At 63.1% G+C, this 16,988-nt stretch carries 13 protein-coding genes; 9 read left to right on the top strand and 4 right to left on the bottom strand.

Going from position 1 to position 16,988, the window contains the following annotated elements; translation table 11 throughout:
- Positions 1–162 precede the first annotated feature (162 nt).
- The 8 genes from pcaK (at position 163) to pcaC (ending at position 8,595) form a co-directional block, all read left to right on the top strand.
- A complete protein-coding gene (pcaK, locus tag LT40_RS04330) occupies positions 163–1,509 on the top strand; it encodes a 4-hydroxybenzoate transporter PcaK (RefSeq protein WP_043186952.1) in 1,347 nt (448 codons plus the stop codon).
- Positions 1,510–1,642: 133 nt separating this feature from the next.
- Positions 1,643–2,503, top strand: coding sequence for a CoA transferase subunit A (locus LT40_RS04335; protein WP_043186954.1), 861 nt, complete (start codon positions 1,643–1,645; stop codon positions 2,501–2,503).
- Positions 2,500–3,279, top strand: a complete 780-nt coding sequence (locus LT40_RS04340; RefSeq protein WP_043186958.1) for a CoA-transferase subunit beta — start codon at positions 2,500–2,502, stop codon at positions 3,277–3,279. Before LT40_RS04335 ends, LT40_RS04340 begins: the two co-directional genes overlap by 4 nt.
- Positions 3,276–4,481, top strand: a complete 1,206-nt coding sequence (pcaF, locus tag LT40_RS04345) for a 3-oxoadipyl-CoA thiolase (protein ID WP_193385569.1) — start codon at positions 3,276–3,278, stop codon at positions 4,479–4,481. Before LT40_RS04340 ends, pcaF begins: the two co-directional genes overlap by 4 nt.
- 210 nt (positions 4,482–4,691) lie before the next feature.
- Positions 4,692–5,981 carry an MFS family transporter gene (locus tag LT40_RS04350; protein ID WP_043186962.1) on the top strand — a complete coding sequence of 430 codons (1,290 nt, stop codon included), beginning with the start codon at positions 4,692–4,694 and terminating at the stop codon, positions 5,979–5,981.
- A gap of 45 nt (positions 5,982–6,026) precedes the next feature.
- The gene (locus LT40_RS04355; RefSeq protein ID WP_043186965.1) at positions 6,027–7,391 is read left to right on the top strand and encodes a 3-carboxy-cis,cis-muconate cycloisomerase; all 1,365 of its coding nucleotides are present in this window, start codon (positions 6,027–6,029) and stop codon (positions 7,389–7,391) included.
- 10 nt (positions 7,392–7,401) lie between these two features.
- Positions 7,402–8,190: a 3-oxoadipate enol-lactonase gene (pcaD, locus tag LT40_RS04360; RefSeq protein ID WP_043193291.1), complete on the top strand. Its 789-nt coding sequence runs from the start codon at positions 7,402–7,404 to the stop codon at positions 8,188–8,190.
- 12 nt (positions 8,191–8,202) lie between these two features.
- Entirely contained in the window at positions 8,203–8,595 is a 393-nt protein-coding gene (gene pcaC, locus LT40_RS04365; protein WP_043186968.1) for a 4-carboxymuconolactone decarboxylase, read from the top strand.
- A gap of 51 nt (positions 8,596–8,646) precedes the next feature.
- Here pcaC and LT40_RS04370 read toward each other — a convergent pair whose 3' ends face one another.
- The 4 genes from LT40_RS04370 to LT40_RS04385 all read right to left on the bottom strand — a co-directional run bounded on the left by LT40_RS04370 (position 8,647) and on the right by LT40_RS04385 (position 16,023).
- Entirely contained in the window at positions 8,647–9,912 is a 1,266-nt protein-coding gene (locus LT40_RS04370; RefSeq protein WP_043186971.1) for an OprD family porin, read from the bottom strand.
- 325 nt (positions 9,913–10,237) lie between these two features.
- Complete coding sequence (adeC, locus tag LT40_RS04375) at positions 10,238–11,692, bottom strand: AdeC/AdeK/OprM family multidrug efflux complex outer membrane factor (protein WP_043186973.1); 1,455 nt, start codon at positions 11,690–11,692, stop codon at positions 10,238–10,240.
- Entirely contained in the window at positions 11,689–14,871 is a 3,183-nt protein-coding gene (locus LT40_RS04380) for an efflux RND transporter permease subunit (RefSeq protein ID WP_043186976.1), read from the bottom strand. The genes adeC and LT40_RS04380 overlap by 4 nt, the downstream gene beginning before the upstream one ends.
- Before the next feature lie 3 nt (positions 14,872–14,874).
- Entirely contained in the window at positions 14,875–16,023 is a 1,149-nt protein-coding gene (locus tag LT40_RS04385; RefSeq protein ID WP_043186980.1) for an efflux RND transporter periplasmic adaptor subunit, read from the bottom strand.
- Between the two features lie 258 nt (positions 16,024–16,281).
- Between LT40_RS04385 and LT40_RS04390 the strand changes: the two genes are divergently transcribed.
- Complete coding sequence (locus LT40_RS04390; RefSeq protein WP_043186984.1) at positions 16,282–16,914, top strand: TetR family transcriptional regulator; 633 nt, start codon at positions 16,282–16,284, stop codon at positions 16,912–16,914.
- Positions 16,915–16,988 lie beyond the last annotated feature (74 nt).

The raw sequence follows: 16,988 nt of genomic DNA on the forward strand, positions 1-16,988 counted from the left end.
AGCGAGGATCACCTCATGCGCATCGCTATCTGCTACCCCGTTCCCGCCCGTCCGATGCGCTCGCCCCAACGTCACTAGACACCCGATCGCTCATGCATGCCGCCACAAGGCTTGCGTCGGCGTGCCCGTCTTTTTCGGACAACCACAATGACAAGAACAACAATGAACAGACCTGCCAACGCTGCAGGGGTGTGCCTGGATGTGCAGACCCTGATCAATGACCGACCGCTGTCGCGCTACCAATGGCGCGTGGTCATCCTGTGTTTCCTGATCGTCTTTCTGGATGGGCTGGACACTGCCGCCATGGGCTTCATCGCACCTGCGCTGTCGCAGGAGTGGGGCATCGACCGCGCCAGCCTCGGACCGGTGATGAGCGCCGCATTGATCGGCATGGTGTTCGGCGCCCTGGGCTCCGGGCCGTTGGCGGATCGATTCGGACGCAAGCTGGTGCTGGTCGGCGCCGTGCTGGTGTTCGGCGGGTTCAGCCTGGCGTCGGCCTACAGCGGCAACGTCGATCAGCTGTTGATCCTGCGCTTTCTCACCGGGCTGGGACTGGGCGCCGGCATGCCCAACGCCACTACGCTGTTGTCCGAATACACCCCGGAGCGCTTTCGTTCGCTGCTGGTGACCAGCATGTTCTGCGGGTTCAACCTCGGCATGGCCGGCGGCGGGTTCATGTCCGCCAAGCTGATTCCCGCCTTCGGTTGGCACAGTCTGCTGTTGCTCGGTGGCGTGCTGCCGTTGCTGCTGGCGGTGGTGTTGATGATCTGGCTGCCCGAGTCGGCGCGCTATCTGGTGGTGCGCAACAAGGCCGTGGAAAAAATACGTCGCACGCTTGCGCCGATCGACCCGGAGCAAGTGGCGCGGGCCGAGCGTTTCAGCGTGCCTGAACAGCGAACCGTCAAGGCAAGCAACGTGCTGGCGGTGATCTTTTCGGGCACTTACCGCGCGGGCACGCTGCTGCTGTGGCTGACCTATTTCATGGGCCTGGTAATCGTCTACCTGTTGACCAGCTGGCTGCCGACCTTGATGCGCGATAGCGGCGCCAGCCTTGAGCAGGCTGCGTTCATCGGCGCACTGTTCCAGTTCGGCGGTGTGCTGAGTGCCGTGGGCGTGGGCTGGGCCATGGACCGGTTCAACCCGCACAAGGTCATTGCCACGTTCTACCTGCTCGCTGGGGTGTTCGCCTACGCGGTCGGGCAAAGCCTGGGCAACATCACGCTGCTGGCGACGCTGGTGCTGATCGCTGGCATGTGCGTCAACGGCGCGCAGTCGGCCATGCCGTCGCTAGCCGCGCGCTTCTACCCCACGCAAGGGCGTGCCACCGGTGTGTCCTGGATGCTGGGCATCGGTCGGTTCGGCGCGATCTTGGGCGCCTGGATGGGCGCGACCTTGCTCGGCCTGGGCTGGAATTTCGAACAGGTGCTGACCGCGCTGGTGGTTCCTGCCGTTCTGGCGACCGTGGCGTTGTTGATCAAGAGTCGCGTCAGCCACGCCGACGCGACCTGAAGCACGCCGCTGTATCGTTCGATTATCGAACGGATAGTCGATAATCGGATTGTTCGCAAGGGGCTGGCGCCCTAACCTGTACGCCAGCTTCATTCAAACAAGATGGCTCACAGTTTCGAGGAGTCCTGCCCACATGGCTGCAATCCTGTCGCTCACCGATGCGGTGAAGCAATTCGTCAACGATGGTGACACCGTCGCGCTCGAAGGCTTCACCCACCTGATTCCAACCGCTGCCGGCCACGAGATCATTCGGCAGGGCAAGAAAGACCTGACCCTGGTCCGCATGACCCCCGACCTGATCTACGATCAGTTGATCGGCGCCGGTTGCGCTCGCAAATTGATCTTCTCGTGGGGTGGCAACCCCGGTGTCGGTTCGCTGCACCGATTGCGCGATGCGGTCGAGAAACAGTGGCCGCAGCCGCTGGAGATCGAAGAACACAGTCATGCCGACTTGGCCAATGCCTACGTTGCCGGTGCCTCCGGCCTGCCGTTCGCGGTGCTCCGGGCTTACGCCGGTTCCGACCTGCCCAAGGTCAACCCGCTGATCAAGACGGTCACCTGCCCCTTCACCGGCGAAGTGCTCGCGGCCGTGCCTTCGGTACGCCCCGACGTCACGGTGATTCACGCGCAGAAAGCCGACCGCAAGGGCAACGTGCTGTTGTGGGGCATCCTTGGCGTGCAGAAGGAAGCGGCCCTGGCCGCCAAGCGCTGCATCGTCACGGTCGAGGAAATCGTCGATGACCTCAACGCGCCGATGAACAGCTGCGTGTTGCCGACCTGGGCGTTGGCCGCCGTGTGCCACGTGCCCGGTGGTGCGCATCCTTCCTATGCGCACGGCTACACCGAACGCGACAACGTGTTCTACCAGGCCTGGGACCCGATCGCCCGCGACCGGGCGACCTTCACCGCCTGGATCGACACGTACATCCGCGGTACCCAGGACTTCAGCGAATACCAGGCGAAACTGGCCAGCGCAGCGCAGGTGACCCCATGACTTACTCCACCAACGAGATGATGACCGTCGCCGCCGCCCGACGCCTGCGCAACGGCGCAGTGTGCTTCGTCGGCATCGGCCTGCCGTCCAAAGCCGCCAACCTGGCCCGTCTGACGTCCTCACCCGATGTGGTGCTGATCTATGAGTCCGGCCCCATCGGCGCCAAGCCCAGCGTGTTGCCGCTGTCCATCGGTGACGGCGAACTGGCGGAAACCGCGGACACCGTGGTGCCCACCGGGGAAATCTTTCGCTACTGGCTGCAAGGTGGACGCATCGACGTCGGCTTTCTCGGCGCCGCCCAGGTCGACCGTTTCGGCAACATCAACACCACCGTGGTGGGCGACTACCACCAGCCCAAGGTGCGCCTGCCCGGCGCCGGTGGCGCGCCGGAAATTGCCGGTTCGGCCAAGAGCGTGTTGATCATTCTCAAGCAGTCGCACCGCAGCTTCGTCGAGAAGCTCGACTTCGTCACCTCGGTGGGCCATGGCGAGGGGGGCGATTCGCGCAAGCGCCTGGGCCTTCCAGGACAGGGGCCGGTAGGGATCATCACCGACCTGTGCATCATGGAGCCCGAAGCCGGCTCCAACGAATTCGTGGTGACGTCCATCCACCCCGGCGTGACTCGCGAGCAAATCACCGCCGCCACTGGCTGGCAGGTGCGCTTCGCGGACGATGTGCAGACCACGGCCGAACCGGACACCACCGAACTTGAAGCGCTGCGCGCCCTGGAAGCGCGCACCGCAGCCGCCCACGGCCAGGCGCCGGGAGAAGCATGATGCGTGACGTCTTCATTTGCGATGCAGTGCGCACCCCCATCGGCCGCTTTGGCGGCAGCCTGGCTCACGTGCGCGCCGACGACCTGGCAGCAGTGCCGATCAAGGCGCTGCTCGAACGCAACCCGCAGGTGGATTGGGCGCAGCTGGACGAGGTGTTCATGGGCTGCGCAAACCAGGCCGGCGAAGACAACCGCAACGTCGCACGCATGGCGCTGCTGCTGGCCGGTCTGCCCGAGGGCGTCCCCGGTGTGACCCTCAACCGTCTGTGCGCTTCGGGCATGGATGCGGTGGGCACCGCGTTTCGCGCCATCGCCAGTGGCGAGATGGAGCTGGCGATCGCCGGTGGCGTCGAATCGATGTCGCGTGCGCCCTTTGTCATGGGCAAGGCCGATGCCGGTTTTTCCCGCAACATGAAACTGGAGGACACCACCATCGGTTGGCGTTTCATCAACCCCCTGATGAAGGCCCAGTACGGCGTCGATGCAATGCCGCAGACGGCGGATAACGTGGCTGATGATTGCCAGGTGTCCCGTGAAGACCAGGACGCCTTCGCCGTGCGCAGCCAGCAGCGCACCGCTGCCGCACAGGCTGCGGGTTTCTTCGCCGAAGAAATCGTGCCGGTACGTATTCCGGGCAAGAAGGGCGAAACCGTGGTCGAGCAGGACGAACATCCGCGCGCCGATACCACCCTGGAAACCCTGGCCAGGCTCAAGCCGGTCAACGGCGCCGACAAGACGGTGACTGCGGGCAATGCCTCGGGGGTCAACGACGGCGCCGCCGCGATGATCCTCGCCAGCGCCGAGGCGGTGGAAAAATATGGCCTCAAGGCCCGTGGCCGCGTGCTGGGCATGGCCAGCGCCGGGGTAGCGCCGCGGGTCATGGGCGTGGGGCCGGTGCCGGCCGTGCGCAAACTGCTCGAACGCTTGAACCTGGCGGTCGAGGACTTCGACGTGATCGAGCTCAACGAGGCATTTGCCAGCCAGGGTTTGGCAGTGCTGCGCGACCTGGGGCTGGCGGACAACGCGGCCCAGGTCAATCCGAACGGCGGGGCGATTGCCTTGGGTCATCCGTTGGGGATGAGCGGGGCGCGGCTGGTGCTGACGGCGTTGCATCAGTTGGAGAAGAGCGGCGGCAAGCGGGGGTTGGCGACGATGTGCGTGGGGGTAGGGCAGGGGTTGGCGTTGGCGGTCGAGCGGGTTTGAGAGGCTTCACTGGCCTCTTCGCGGGCAGAGGGCTCGCCGCCCGCCCCGCTCCCACAAGAATGTGGAGTCACTTGGAGACTTTGTGGGAGCGGGCTCTGCCCGCGAAGAGGCCCTCAAGCTAACCTCGACCTCCCAGACAGCCAATCACCTTGTGCCTGAGGTTGTAACAGGTTATGTCTAGCCTTTACCGACCTCAATGAGAACTAAAACATGACAACAGTTCATTACACCGGTGAGGAGCGCAAGAAGCGCATTTTCGCAATCGTCGGCGCGTCATCGGGCAATCTGGTGGAGTGGTTCGACTTCTACGTCTACGCCTTCTGTGCCATCTATTTCGCCCCCGCATTCTTTCCCTCCGACGACCCCACCGTGCAGTTGGTCAACACCGCCGGGGTGTTCGCGGCGGGCTTCCTGATGCGTCCCATCGGTGGCTGGCTGTTCGGCCGGGTGGCCGACAAGCATGGCCGCAAGAACTCGATGATGATCTCGGTGCTGATGATGTGCGCCGGCTCGCTGGTGATCGCCTGCCTGCCGACCTACGCCACCATCGGCGTCTGGGCGCCGATCATCCTGCTGCTGGCCCGTCTGTTCCAGGGCCTTTCGGTGGGCGGTGAATACGGCACCACGGCGACTTACATGTCGGAAGTCGCATTGCGCGGCCAGCGTGGTTTCTTCGCGTCATTCCAGTACGTGACCCTGATCGGCGGGCAACTGCTGGCGGTGCTCACCGTGGTCATTCTCCAGCAGTTCCTGGACGAGCAGGAGCTGCGCGCATGGGGCTGGCGTATCCCGTTCTTCGTCGGTGCCGTGGCGGCGATCATCTCGCTGTTGCTGCGTCGCACCCTGGAAGAAACCAGCACCGCCGAGACCCGCAACGACAAGGACGCCGGCAGCATTGCCGGACTGTTCAAGAATCACAGCGCGGCGTTCATCACCGTGTTGGGCTACACCGCGGGTGGCTCGCTGATTTTCTACACCTTCACCACCTACATGCAGAAGTACCTGGTCAACACGGCCGGCCTGCACGCCAAGACCGCCAGCCTGATCATGACCGGCGCGCTGTTCCTGTACATGTGCATGCAGCCGCTGTTCGGCATGCTCGCCGACCGCATCGGCCGACGCACCTCCATGCTCTGGTTCGCCGGGCTCGGCACCTTGTGCACACTGCCGATCCTCATGGTATTGAAGACCGTCACCAGCCCGTTCCTGGCTTTCGTGCTGATCACCCTGGCCCTGGCCATCGTCAGCTTCTATACCTCGATCAGTGGTCTGGTCAAAGCCGAGATGTTCCCGCCCCAGGTGCGCGCGCTGGGCGTTGGCCTGGCCTACGCGGTGGCCAACGCCTTGTTCGGTGGATCGGCGGAGTTCGTCGCCCTGAACCTGAAGAACATGGGCAACGAAAACGCGTTCTACTGGTACGTGACGGTCATGATGGCAATTGCTTTCCTGTTCAGCCTGCGCCTGCCCAAGCAGCCCAAGTACCTGCATTCCGACCACTGAGCCCAGGGGCGCGTCGATAGTGGCGCGCCCTTGCAAAGGAGTCCCATGAGCCAACCACCGAACAACCAGTTGTTCGATGTCTACTTCACTGCTCCCGCCATGCGCCAGATCTTCTGCGACCATGGACGGGTGCAGGGCATGCTCGATTTCGAAGCCGCATTGGCCCGGGCCCAGGCTCGCGTCGACGTGATACCTGGTGCGGCAGTCGCCCCTATCGAAGCCGCTTGCAAAGCCGAGCTGTACGATTTTCATGCCCTTGCGCAGGCCATTGCCAGCGCTGGCAATTCGGCCATCCCCTTGGTCAAGATGCTCGGCAAGGCCATCGCCACGACCGACGCCGATGCCGAGCGCTATGTGCATCTGGGCGCAACCAGCCAGGACGTCATGGACACCGGGCTGGTCCTGCAATTGCTGGCGGCGCTCGATCTGATCGAAGCCGACCTGCAGCGTCTGGGCGAAGCCCTGAGCCAGCAGGCCCGTCGCCATGCAACCACGGTGATGCCCGGGCGTACCTGGCTGCAACACGCCACGCCCGTCACCCTGGGCATGAAGATCGCTGGCTGGCTCGGCGCCCTGACCCGCAGCCGGCAACGCCTGCGCGAGCTCAGGCCACGGCTGGCCTGCCTGCAGTTCGGCGGTGCTTCGGGCACTTTGGCTGCTCTCGGCGAACAGGCAATGCCGGTGGCCCGGGCGCTGGCCCAGGAACTGCACCTGAACCTGCCCGACCAGCCCTGGCATACCCAGCGCGACCGGCTGGTGGAACTGGCCTCGGTGCTTGGCCTGGTGGCCGGCAGCTTGGGCAAGCTGGGCCGCGACGTCAGCCTGTTGATGCAGACCGAAGCGGCGGAAGTGTTCGAGCCGTCCGCGCCGGGCAAGGGCGGTTCGTCGACCATGCCGCACAAGCGCAATCCGGTCGGTGCGGCAGTGCTCATCGGCGCTGCCACCCGAGTGCCGGGGCTTGTGGCGACGCTGTTCAGCGCCATGCCCCAGGAACATGAGCGCAGCCTGGGGCTGTGGCATGCCGAATGGGAAACCCTCCCAGAGATCTGCTGCCTGGTCTCCGGTGCGCTGCAACAGGCCCTGGCCATTGCCGAAGGACTGCAGGTCGACCCTGAGCGCATGCGGGTGAACCTGGACCTGACCCAGGGCCTGGTGCTGGCCGAAGCCGTCAGCATCGTGCTGGCCCAGCGGATCGGTCGCGACCGCGCGCATCACCTGTTGGAGCAATGCTGCAAGCAGGCCGTCGCCCAGGGCAGGCACCTGCGCGCGGTGCTCGGCGACGAGCCGCAGGTGACCGAGCAACTGGATGCCGATGAACTCGACCGTCTGTTGGACCCTTCGCACTACCTGGGCCAGGCCCAGGTGTGGGTCGAGCGGGCCGTGGCCGAACATGACCTTTTGAATGCGTAAGGAGATCAGCGTGGCACAGGTGAAACTCGCCGATGGCGAACTCGACTACCGTCTGCAAGGCCCGGAGGACAAGCCGGTACTGGTGCTGTCCAACTCATTGGGCACCGACCGACACATGTGGGACGGCCAGATGGCCGCCTTCACCGAACATTTCCAGGTGCTGCGCTACGACACCCGTGGTCATGGCCAGTCGCTGGTCACTCCAGGGACGTACACCATCGAGCAGTTGGGCGGCGACGTCCTGGCGTTGCTCGATGCCCTGAACCTGGACAAGGTGCATTTCTGCGGCCTGTCCATGGGCGGGCTGATCGGCCAATGGCTGGGCATCAATGCCGGCGAGCGCCTGCACAAGCTGGTGATCTGCAACACGGCGGCGAAAATCGGTACCCAGGACGTGTGGAATCCACGGATCGAAATGGTCCTTGGCCAAGGTGCGGCGGCCATGCAGTCGCTGCGCGATGCGTCCATCGCACGTTGGTTCACCCCGGCATTCGCCGAGGCCAATCCGCAGGAAACCAAACGCATCACCGACATGCTCGCCGCCACCTCGCCCCAGGGCTACGCTGCCAATTGCGCTGCCGTGCGCGATGCCGATTTTCGTGAGCAGTTGGCTGCCATCCAGGTGCCGCTGCTGGTGATCGCAGGCACCGAGGACGCCGTCACCACGCCGGCCGACGGGCAGTTCATCGTCGAGCAGGTGAAGGGCGCAGAGTACGCCGAGTTTACTGCTGCACACCTGTCCAACGTCGAAATCGGTGCGCCGTTCAGCGACCGAGTCGTCGAATTTCTGTTGCGCTGAAGGAGCCCGTTCGTGGACGAGAAAGAACGCTACAACGAAGGACTGAAAGTCCGGCGTGCCGTGTTGGGCGAGGCCCACGTGGAACGCAGCCTGAACAACCTGACCGAGTTCAACAGCGAGTTCCAGGAGATGATCACCCGCCATGCGTGGGGCGATATCTGGACCCGTCCGGGGCTGCCGCGGCACACGCGCAGCTTGATCACCATTGCCATGCTGATCGGCATGAACCGCAACGAAGAACTCAAGCTGCACCTGCGCGCGGCCGCCAGCAATGGCGTAACTCGCGAAGAGATCAAGGAAGTCCTGATGCAGAGTGCTATCTACTGCGGCATTCCGGCGGCCAATGCGACGTTTCACCTGGCCGAATCGGTCTGGGATGAGCTGGGCGTCGAATCACGCCAGTGAGAAGGGCGAGCGGGGCGGTGGCGCGCTGAACATGCGCCACCGCCCCGGCGGTTACAGAATGCTCAGCGGGTAGCTGACGATCACGCGGTTTTCGTCGAACTCACTGGTGCTGTAGTCGCGACGCATGGTCGAGTTGCGCCAGCGCATGTTCAGGCTCTTGAAGGTGCCCGACTGCACGGTGTAGGCCAGCTCGGTTTCGCGTCCCCACTCCTTGCCGTCGGTGACCGTGGCGGTGTGCACGTTGTCGCCGCTGATGTAGCGGTTCATCAGGGTCAGCCCCGGTACGCCCACTCCGGCGAAGTTGAAGTCGTGGCGCAACTGCCAGGATTTTTCCTTGGCGTTCTCGTAGCTGGAGTTGTAGCTGTCGTTGGCCAGGGTGCCGCCACTGGTGCCGTTGACGCGCATCCAGCCATTGTCGCCGGTAACTTTCTGCAAGCCGACGTAGAAGGTGTTGCTGCCGTACTTGGCAGACAACAGCGCCGACCAGGTCTTGTTGTCCAAGTCGCCCGCCCGTGCGCTGCCGTCTTCCTTGCCATGGAAGAAGCCCAGGTTGGCGCCCAGGGTCCAGTCGCCCAACGGCTGGCTGTGCAGGATCTGCAGGTACTGCTGCTGGTAGATGTCCTTGAGCTCGGCATTCCACAGGCCGACCAGGGTGTTCTTGTTGTTGAAGGTGTACTCGCCACCGACGAAATTGAAGCGGTCGGAAGTGATCCCGGCGCGACCCTGCAGGAACATGTCTTCCATGCTGGCATCGTTGCGCGGGCTGTTCTTGCGGAACTGGCCGCCGTACAGGGTCAGGCCATCGATCTCCTGGGAGGTGACTTGCCCGCCCTGGAAGGTCTGCGGCAGCGAGCGCCCGTCATCCGAACGCAGGATCGGCAGTACCGGCATCCATTCACCGACCTTGAGCACGGTCTTGGAGATCTTGGCCTTGGCGGCCACACCTAGACGGCCGAAATCATCGGCCGGGTCGTTGCCGGCGTGCACAGGCAACAACTGCGTGCCATAGGTACCACGGCCGCCATCGAGCTTGACCGAGTACATGCCCAGCACGTCCACGCCAAAGCCCACCATGCCCTGGGTGTAGCCGGACTTGGCGTCGAGGATGAAGCTCTGGGTCCATTCCTCGGACTTGCTCTGCGGGAAAGCCGGATTGGTGTGATTGCGATTGAAGTAGAAGTTGCGCAGGTTCAGACCCACCTTGGCGTCTTCCAGAAAGCCGGATTCGGCTGCAAAGGAGGGCAGGGCGGCCGTGGCGACGGTCAGTGCAATCAGGTTGGGCAACAGACGAGGTGAACGACGGGAATGCTGGCGCATGGGGTGAACCTATTGTTATTGATTTTATGATTGACGCACGCTGGTACGGGCTATCGAACATCGTGTTACGTGTTGCGCGGATGGTGCTTTGGGGGTGAGCCCGATTCAACCAGTCGCGCGACATTACGTGCGATAACCGAACACTAACTAACTGGTTAATCACAAGTCAGTTATCTGGTCATCAGACCACTATTGCTCAAGATTGAACTTTCGGCCAGTCCCGTGTGACATTTTCTTCAGATCTTTCCCGCCTGCTTCGCTTTCACTTGAGCCCGAGCATGAAAAAAACCACCGCAAGCGGTGGTTTTTTGTACAGCGTCAGGCGTCAGCCCTTGGGTGCCTGCTTGGGTTGGGCAAGCTGGGCTTGGCCCGTGCGCTCGTACCAGCCGCCACCCAGGGCCTTGTACAGATTGACCTCGCTGGTGAGCTGCGACAGCCGGTCGGTGATCAGCGACTGCTGGGCACTGAACAGCGAGCGCTGGGCGTCGAGGAAGGTCAGGTTGCTGTCGATACCGATACGGTAGCGACGCTCGGCCAAGCGGTAGTAGTCCTGGTTGGCCTGCACCGAATCACGCTGGGCCTGCAACTGCTCGTTGTAGGTCTTGCGTGCGGCAAGGCCGTCGGACACTTCCTGGAAGGCCGTCTGAATGACCCGCTCGTAGTTGGCCACGTTGATGTCTTTCTGGATCTTCGAGTAGTCCAGGCTGGCACGCAGCGCGCCAGCGTTGAAAATCGGCAGACTGATGCTCGGCGAGAACAACCAGCTGCCGGAACCGGCGTCGAACAAGCCGGAGAGCTGGCGGCTGGAGGTGCCCGCATTGGCGGTCAGGCTGATGCTGGGGAAGAACGCTGCCCGTGCTGCGCCGATGTTGGCGTTGGCGGCCAGCAAGGCGTGCTCGGCTTCGAGGATGTCCGGGCGCCGGGTCAGCAACTGCGACGGCATGCCGGCCGGCACTTCGCTGAGCAGGTCGGCATCCAGCCCACGGGCTTCGGGCAGGTCGGTCGGAATGCGCGTGCCCAGCAGCAGGGTCAGGCTGTTGCGGTCCTGTGCCACCTGGCGCTTGTAGCGGGCCAGGCTGACACGGGCGGTTTCCACCGCCGTGCGCGCCTGGCTCAGGTCCAGGGCCGAGGACACACCCACTTCGGTGCTGCGGCTGGTCAGCTTGAGGCTCTGCTCGAAGGCACCCAGGGTTTCCTGAGTCAGCTTCAACAGCGCCTGGTCGGCCTGCCAGGTCAGGTAGGCATTGGCCACGTTGGCCACCAGGCTGATCTGCGTCGAGCGCCGCGCTTCTTCGCTGGACAGGTAGGTCTGCAACGCCTGTTCGTTGAGGCTGCGGATGCGGCCCCACAAGTCCAGTTCGTAGGCGCTGACCCCCAGGGTCACGCCGTACTGGCTGGAAATGCCCGACTCGCCGAGCTGCGACAAGTCGGCCGGCGTGCGCTGGCGGGTACCGGTGCCGTCGGCATTGATGGCCGGAAACAGGTCAGCGCGCTGAATGCGGTACTGCGCACGATAGGCTTCGATGTTCAGCGCCGCGACGCGCAGGTCGCGGTTGTTCTGCAGCGCCACCTGCACCAGGCGCTCGAGCGCCGGGTCGGTGAAGAACTGCCGCCAGCCTTGCTCCGCCGCAGCCACTTCGGCCGCATCGGCGGGCGCGTAGGCCTCGCCTTGCGGGAACTGCTCGGCCACTGGCAGGGCAGGCTGCTTGTACTCGGGGATCATCGAGCAGCCGCCGAGCACGAAGGCGGCGACAGCGATGGATATCAGTGACTTGCTCATTGGCCAGCCTCATCGTGTGTAATGGCTTTGTCGTTGCCCTTCGCGTTGTCCTTCTCGTGTTCCTTGTCGTACTTGCTCTTGAACAGCGACGACACGGCCACGTAGAACATCGGCACCCAGAAAATGGCCAGGACGGTAGCGGTAATCATACCGCCAATCACCCCGGTACCGATCGCATGCTGGCTGCCCGACCCGGCGCCGCTGGAGATGGCCAGCGGCACAACGCCGAGGATGAACGCCAGGGACGTCATGATGATCGGCCGCAGACGCATGCGGCACGCTTCGGCGGCTGCCTCGACCAGGCTCTTGCCCTGTTCGTGCAGTTCCTTGGCGAACTCGACGATCAGGATGGCGTTCTTGGCCGCCAAGCCCACCGTCACCAACAAGCCTACCTGGAAGAACACATCGTTGGACAAGCCGCGCATGCTGGTGGCGATCAACGCACCGATCACACCCAACGGCACGACCAGCAGCACCGCGATCGGGATCGACCAGCTTTCATACAGCGCCGCCAGACAGAGGAATACGAACAACAGCGAGATCGCGTAGAGCGCAGGGGCCTGGGAGCCGGACAGACGTTCTTCGTACGACAGACCAGTGAACGAGTAGCCGATGCCGTCAGGCAGCTTCTTGGCCAGTGCCTCGACCTCGGCCATGGCATCACCCGAGCTGTAGCCCGGCGCCGGCGTACCGAGGATCTCCATCGCGGCCACACCGTTGTAGCGCGACAGCTTGGGCGAACCGTAGATCCACTCGCCGGTGGCGATGGCCGACAACGGCACCATGGTCCCCGAGTCGTTGCGCACGTACCACTTGTTCAAGTCTTCTGGGGTCATGCGCGCAGCGGCTTCGCCTTGCACATAGACCTTCTTCACTCGACCACGGTCGATGAAGTCGTTGACATAGCTACCGCCCAGGGCGATGGACAGGGTCTGGTTGATGGTCGACAAGGTGATGCCCAGGGCACTGGCCTTCTCGTCATCCACGGTGAGCTGGTACTGCGGCTCATCGTTCAGGCCGTTGGGACGCACGCCTGCCAGGATCTTGCTTTGTGCGGCCATGCCGAGGAACTGGTTGCGCGCCTCGAGCAGTTTTTCGTGGCCGACACCGCCCTGGTCCTGCAGGTAGACGTCGAAGCCCGAGGCGTTACCCAGTTCCAGTACCGAAGGCGGGACCACCGCGAACACCATGGCGTCGCGGAAGCTGGCGAAATGCTTCTGCGCGCGCTCGGCGATCTTGAACACGGTCGTTTCCGCGCCGCGCTCATCCCAGGGCTTGAGCATGACGAACGCCAAGCCCGAACTCTGGCCGCGACCGGCGAAGTTGAAGCCGTTGACGCTGAACACCGACTTCACGCCGGCACCTTCGCCGTTCTCTTCGTCCAGCAGGAAGGTGCGCATGTCGTCGATGACCTTCTGCGTGCGCTCGGCCGAAGAACCTGCCGGCGTCTGCACCTGGGCGAAGATGACGCCCTGGTCTTCTTCAGGCAGGAACGCCGAAGGAATGCGGGTGAACAGGAAGACCATGCCGGCGAAAATGACCAGATAGACGATAAAAGCTGGCAGCTTGTGGGTGACCATGCGTTTGACGCCGTTCTCGTACTTCACCACGCTGCGGTCGAACGTTCTGTTGAACCAGCCGAAGAAACCACGCTTGGGCTGGCCGTGCTTTTCCGGATCGATCGGCTTGAGCATGGTGGCGCACAGCGCCGGGGTGAAGATCAGCGCAACCAATACCGACAGGCCCATGGCCGAGACGATGGTGATCGAGAACTGCTTGTAGATCACGCCCGTGGAGCCGCCGAAGAACGCCATCGGCAGCAGCACCGCCGACAGCACCATGGCGATACCAACCAAGGCCCCCTGGATCTGGTCCATGGACTTCTTGGTCGCTTCCTTGGGTGACAGGTGTTCTTCTTCCATGACCCGTTCGACGTTCTCCACCACCACGATCGCATCGTCCACCAACAGCCCGATCGCCAGGATCATGCCGAACATGGTCAGGGTATTGATGGTGAAGCCGAACGCGGCGAGGATGCCGAAAGTACCGAGCAATACCACCGGCACCGTCATCGTGGTGATGATGGTTGCGCGCAGGTTCTGCAGGAACAGGTACATCACCAGGAACACCAGCACGATCGCTTCGATCAGCGTGTGTACCACGCCGGAAATCGACTCGGTCACGGTTGGCGTGGTGTCGTACGGGTAGACCACCTTCATGCCTGGCGGAAAGAACGGCTCCAGGTTGGCCACGGTCTCACGGATCGCCTTGGCGGTGTCCAGTGCGTTGGCGCCGGAGGCCAGCTTGATCGCCATGCCCGAGGCCGGCTTGCCGTTGAACTGCGCGTCGATGCTGTAGCTCTGCCCGCCCAGGCCAATGCGTGCGACGTCCTTGAGGCGTACCTGCGCACCGTCGTTGTCGACCTTGAGGAAGATATTGCCGAACTGCTCGGCCGTCTGCAGGCGGGTCTTGCCAATGATGGTGGCGTTGAGCTGGGTACCGGGCACCGCTGGCAGGCCGCCGAGCTGGCCGGTGGCGATCTGCACGTTCTGCGCGCTGATTGCGGCGCTGATTTCGACCGGTGTCAGCTGAAATTTATTGAGCTTGGCCGGATCAAGCCAGATGCGCATGGCGTACTGCGAGCCGAACACCTGAAAGTCACCCACACCCGAGGTCCGCGAGATCGGGTCCTGGATGTTGGAAACGATGTAGTTGGACAAGTCTTCACGGGTGAGTGTGTCGTCCTCGGCCACCAGGCCGATCACCAGCAGGAAGTTCTTCACCGACTTGGTCACGCGCAAACCCTGTTGCTGCACTTCCTGCGGCAACAGTGGGGTGGCCAGGTTGAGCTTGTTCTGCACCTGGACCTGGGCGATGTCCGGGTTGGTACCCTGGTTGAACGTCACGCTGATGGTCATGCTGCCGTCGGAGTTGCTCTCCGAGGACACATAACGCAGGTTGTCGATACCGTTGAGCTGTTGCTCGATGATCTGTACCACGGTGTCCTGCACGGTCTGTGCGGAAGCACCTGGGTAGGTGACCTGGATGTCGATGGCGGTCGGCGCGATGGCCGGGTACTGGTTGATGGGCAGCTTGAGAATGGCCAGCCCACCCACCAGCATGATCACCAGGGCGAGTACCCAGGCGAAAATGGGGCGGTCAATAAAGAATCTAGACATCGATCACTTACCTTTGCCGTTGGCGTCAGGGGCGGACTGGGCAGGTGTCAGGTTGCCGGCATCCTTGACGGTCACGTCGGCACCCGGCTTGACGTACTGCAGGCCTTCGGTAATCAGGCGATCACCGGCGTTCAGGCCCTTCTCGATGACCCAGTAGGCGCCGTCGGTGCGGGTGGTGACCAGCTCACGCTGCTCGACCTTGTTGTCCTTGTTCACGATCAAGGCGGTTGGGGTGCCCTTGAGGTCGCGTGTCACGCCCTGTTGTGGCGCCAGGATGGCCTCGCTGCGTACACCGGCCTGAAGCTTGGCATGCACGAACATGCCGGGCAGCAGCACGTGCTCGGGGTTGGGGAACACCGCGCGCAGGGTCACCGAACCGGTGGCCTGGTCGACCGACACTTCGGAGAACTCGAGCTTGCCGGCCTGGGCGTACTCGCTGCCGTCTTCCAGGGTCAGCTTGACCGAGGCGGCGTTGTCGCCAGCTTTCTGCAGCTTGCCGCTGTCCAGGTCGCGACGCAGCCTGAGCATTTCGGCGGAGGACTGGGTCACGTCGACATAGATCGGGTCCAGCTGCTGGATGGTGGCCATGGCGTTGGTCTGGCCATTGGTCACCAGTGCGCCTTCGGTCACGTCGGAACGGCCGATGCGGCCCGAGATCGGCGCCAGCACCTTGGTGTAGCGCAGGTCGATCTGGGCGCTCTTGACCGAGGCTTCAGCCTGCAGTTGCTGTGAACGGGCGTTGTCGTATTCCTGACGGCTGACGGCTTGCTCGTCGATCAACTGCTTGTAGCGTCCAGCCAGCGACTTGGCCGATTCCAGGGTTGCCTGGGAGCTGCCCAGATTTGCCTCGTACACCGACGGGTCGATCTGGTAGAGCTGCTGGCCTGCCTTGACCTCGGTGCCTTCCTTGAACAGGCGCTTGAGGATGATCCCGTTGACCTGCGGCCGGACTTCGGCCACGCGGTATGCGGTGGTCCGACCCGGCAGTTCGCTGGTCAGGGTGTAGGGTTGGGCTTTCAAGGTAACCACGCCGACCTGAGGAGCCTGCTGAGCCTGTTGCGGGGCTGCTTCTTCCTTCTTGTCACAGCCGCTGAGCAAGGTTGCCAGGGCGACGGCGGATACCAGAGCGGTAACAACTGGCTTGAATTGCATGAGGATCCTCGGGTCATGAGCGCAGGGGAGGGCTCAGGAATAGTGGAAAGGTAAAAAAATGTTACGACTAGATTAATAGCTGACTAACGAATATACTTACATTCATGGTTGTTTGTAAACACTTTGATGGCCTGATGCCCGCGACGACGTGGCGCACCCATCGACACTCGGGACCGACCCCACATACACGGGATTCCCGGCCAGAGCCCGCGCTGCGCATTGCATCGCGCGGGCATTTAAGATTGAGGTTCTACTGCCATGGTTCGCCGTACCAAAGAGGAAGCCCAGGAAACCCGACACCAGATTCTCGAGGCGGCCGAGCAGGCCTTCTATGAGCGCGGCGTCGCGCGCACGACCCTGGCCGATATCGCGACCCTGGCAGGGGTGACGCGTGGCGCTATCTATTGGCACTTCAGCAACAAGGCCGACCTGGTCCAGGCCATGCTCGACAGCCTGCACGAACCGCTCGAAGAGCTGGCCCAGGCCAGTGAAAGCGAGGACGAGCCCGACCCTCTGGGCTGCATGCGCAAGCTGTTGATCCGCCTGTTCCAGCAGATCGCCATAGATCCCAAGACCCGCCGGCTCAACGAAATTCTGCATCATAAGTGCGAGTTCACCGATGAAATGTGTGACATGCGCCGGCAACGCCAGTCGGTCAGCCTCGACTGCAACGTGCGTATCGAGCGTTCCCTGAGAAATGCGGTGAACCGTGAGCAGCTGCCGCCCGACCTGGACACGGTCAGGGCCGCGATCGCCCTGCACGCGTATATAGATGGCATGATCGGCCAATGGTTGCTCGTGCCCGACAGTTTCGATCTCTACCAGGAAGCGGAGCGTTGGGTGGACGTGAGCCTGCAGACGCTGAGCCTGACCCACGCCCTGCGCAAATAAAGTTCTGAATCAAGTTGTAACAGCGCCCCCGCTCGCGCCATCATCGACTGCACACCCGCCCGCCCGTCGTCTGA

The sequence above is a fragment of the Pseudomonas rhizosphaerae genome (genome assembly GCF_000761155.1).
Classification (GTDB): domain Bacteria; phylum Pseudomonadota; class Gammaproteobacteria; order Pseudomonadales; family Pseudomonadaceae; genus Aquipseudomonas; species Aquipseudomonas rhizosphaerae.

Excerpts from the sequence above, each read along its gene's own strand:
- pcaF (WP_193385569.1), top strand. The coding sequence starts at position 3,276 with ATGATGCGTGACGTCTTCATTTGCGATGCAGTGCGCACCCCCATCGGC.
- pcaK (WP_043186952.1), top strand. The coding sequence starts at position 163 with ATGAACAGACCTGCCAACGCTGCAGGGGTGTGCCTGGATGTGCAGACC.
- adeC (WP_043186973.1), bottom strand. The coding sequence starts at position 11,692 with ATGAGCAAGTCACTGATATCCATCGCTGTCGCCGCCTTCGTGCTCGGC.
- LT40_RS04335 (WP_043186954.1), top strand. The coding sequence starts at position 1,643 with ATGGCTGCAATCCTGTCGCTCACCGATGCGGTGAAGCAATTCGTCAAC.
- LT40_RS04380 (WP_043186976.1), bottom strand. The coding sequence starts at position 14,871 with ATGTCTAGATTCTTTATTGACCGCCCCATTTTCGCCTGGGTACTCGCC.
- LT40_RS04340 (WP_043186958.1), top strand. The coding sequence starts at position 2,500 with ATGACTTACTCCACCAACGAGATGATGACCGTCGCCGCCGCCCGACGC.
- LT40_RS04350 (WP_043186962.1), top strand. The coding sequence starts at position 4,692 with ATGACAACAGTTCATTACACCGGTGAGGAGCGCAAGAAGCGCATTTTC.
- LT40_RS04370 (WP_043186971.1), bottom strand. The coding sequence starts at position 9,912 with ATGCGCCAGCATTCCCGTCGTTCACCTCGTCTGTTGCCCAACCTGATT.
- LT40_RS04355 (WP_043186965.1), top strand. The coding sequence starts at position 6,027 with ATGAGCCAACCACCGAACAACCAGTTGTTCGATGTCTACTTCACTGCT.
- LT40_RS04385 (WP_043186980.1), bottom strand. The coding sequence starts at position 16,023 with ATGCAATTCAAGCCAGTTGTTACCGCTCTGGTATCCGCCGTCGCCCTG.
- LT40_RS04390 (WP_043186984.1), top strand. The coding sequence starts at position 16,282 with ATGGTTCGCCGTACCAAAGAGGAAGCCCAGGAAACCCGACACCAGATT.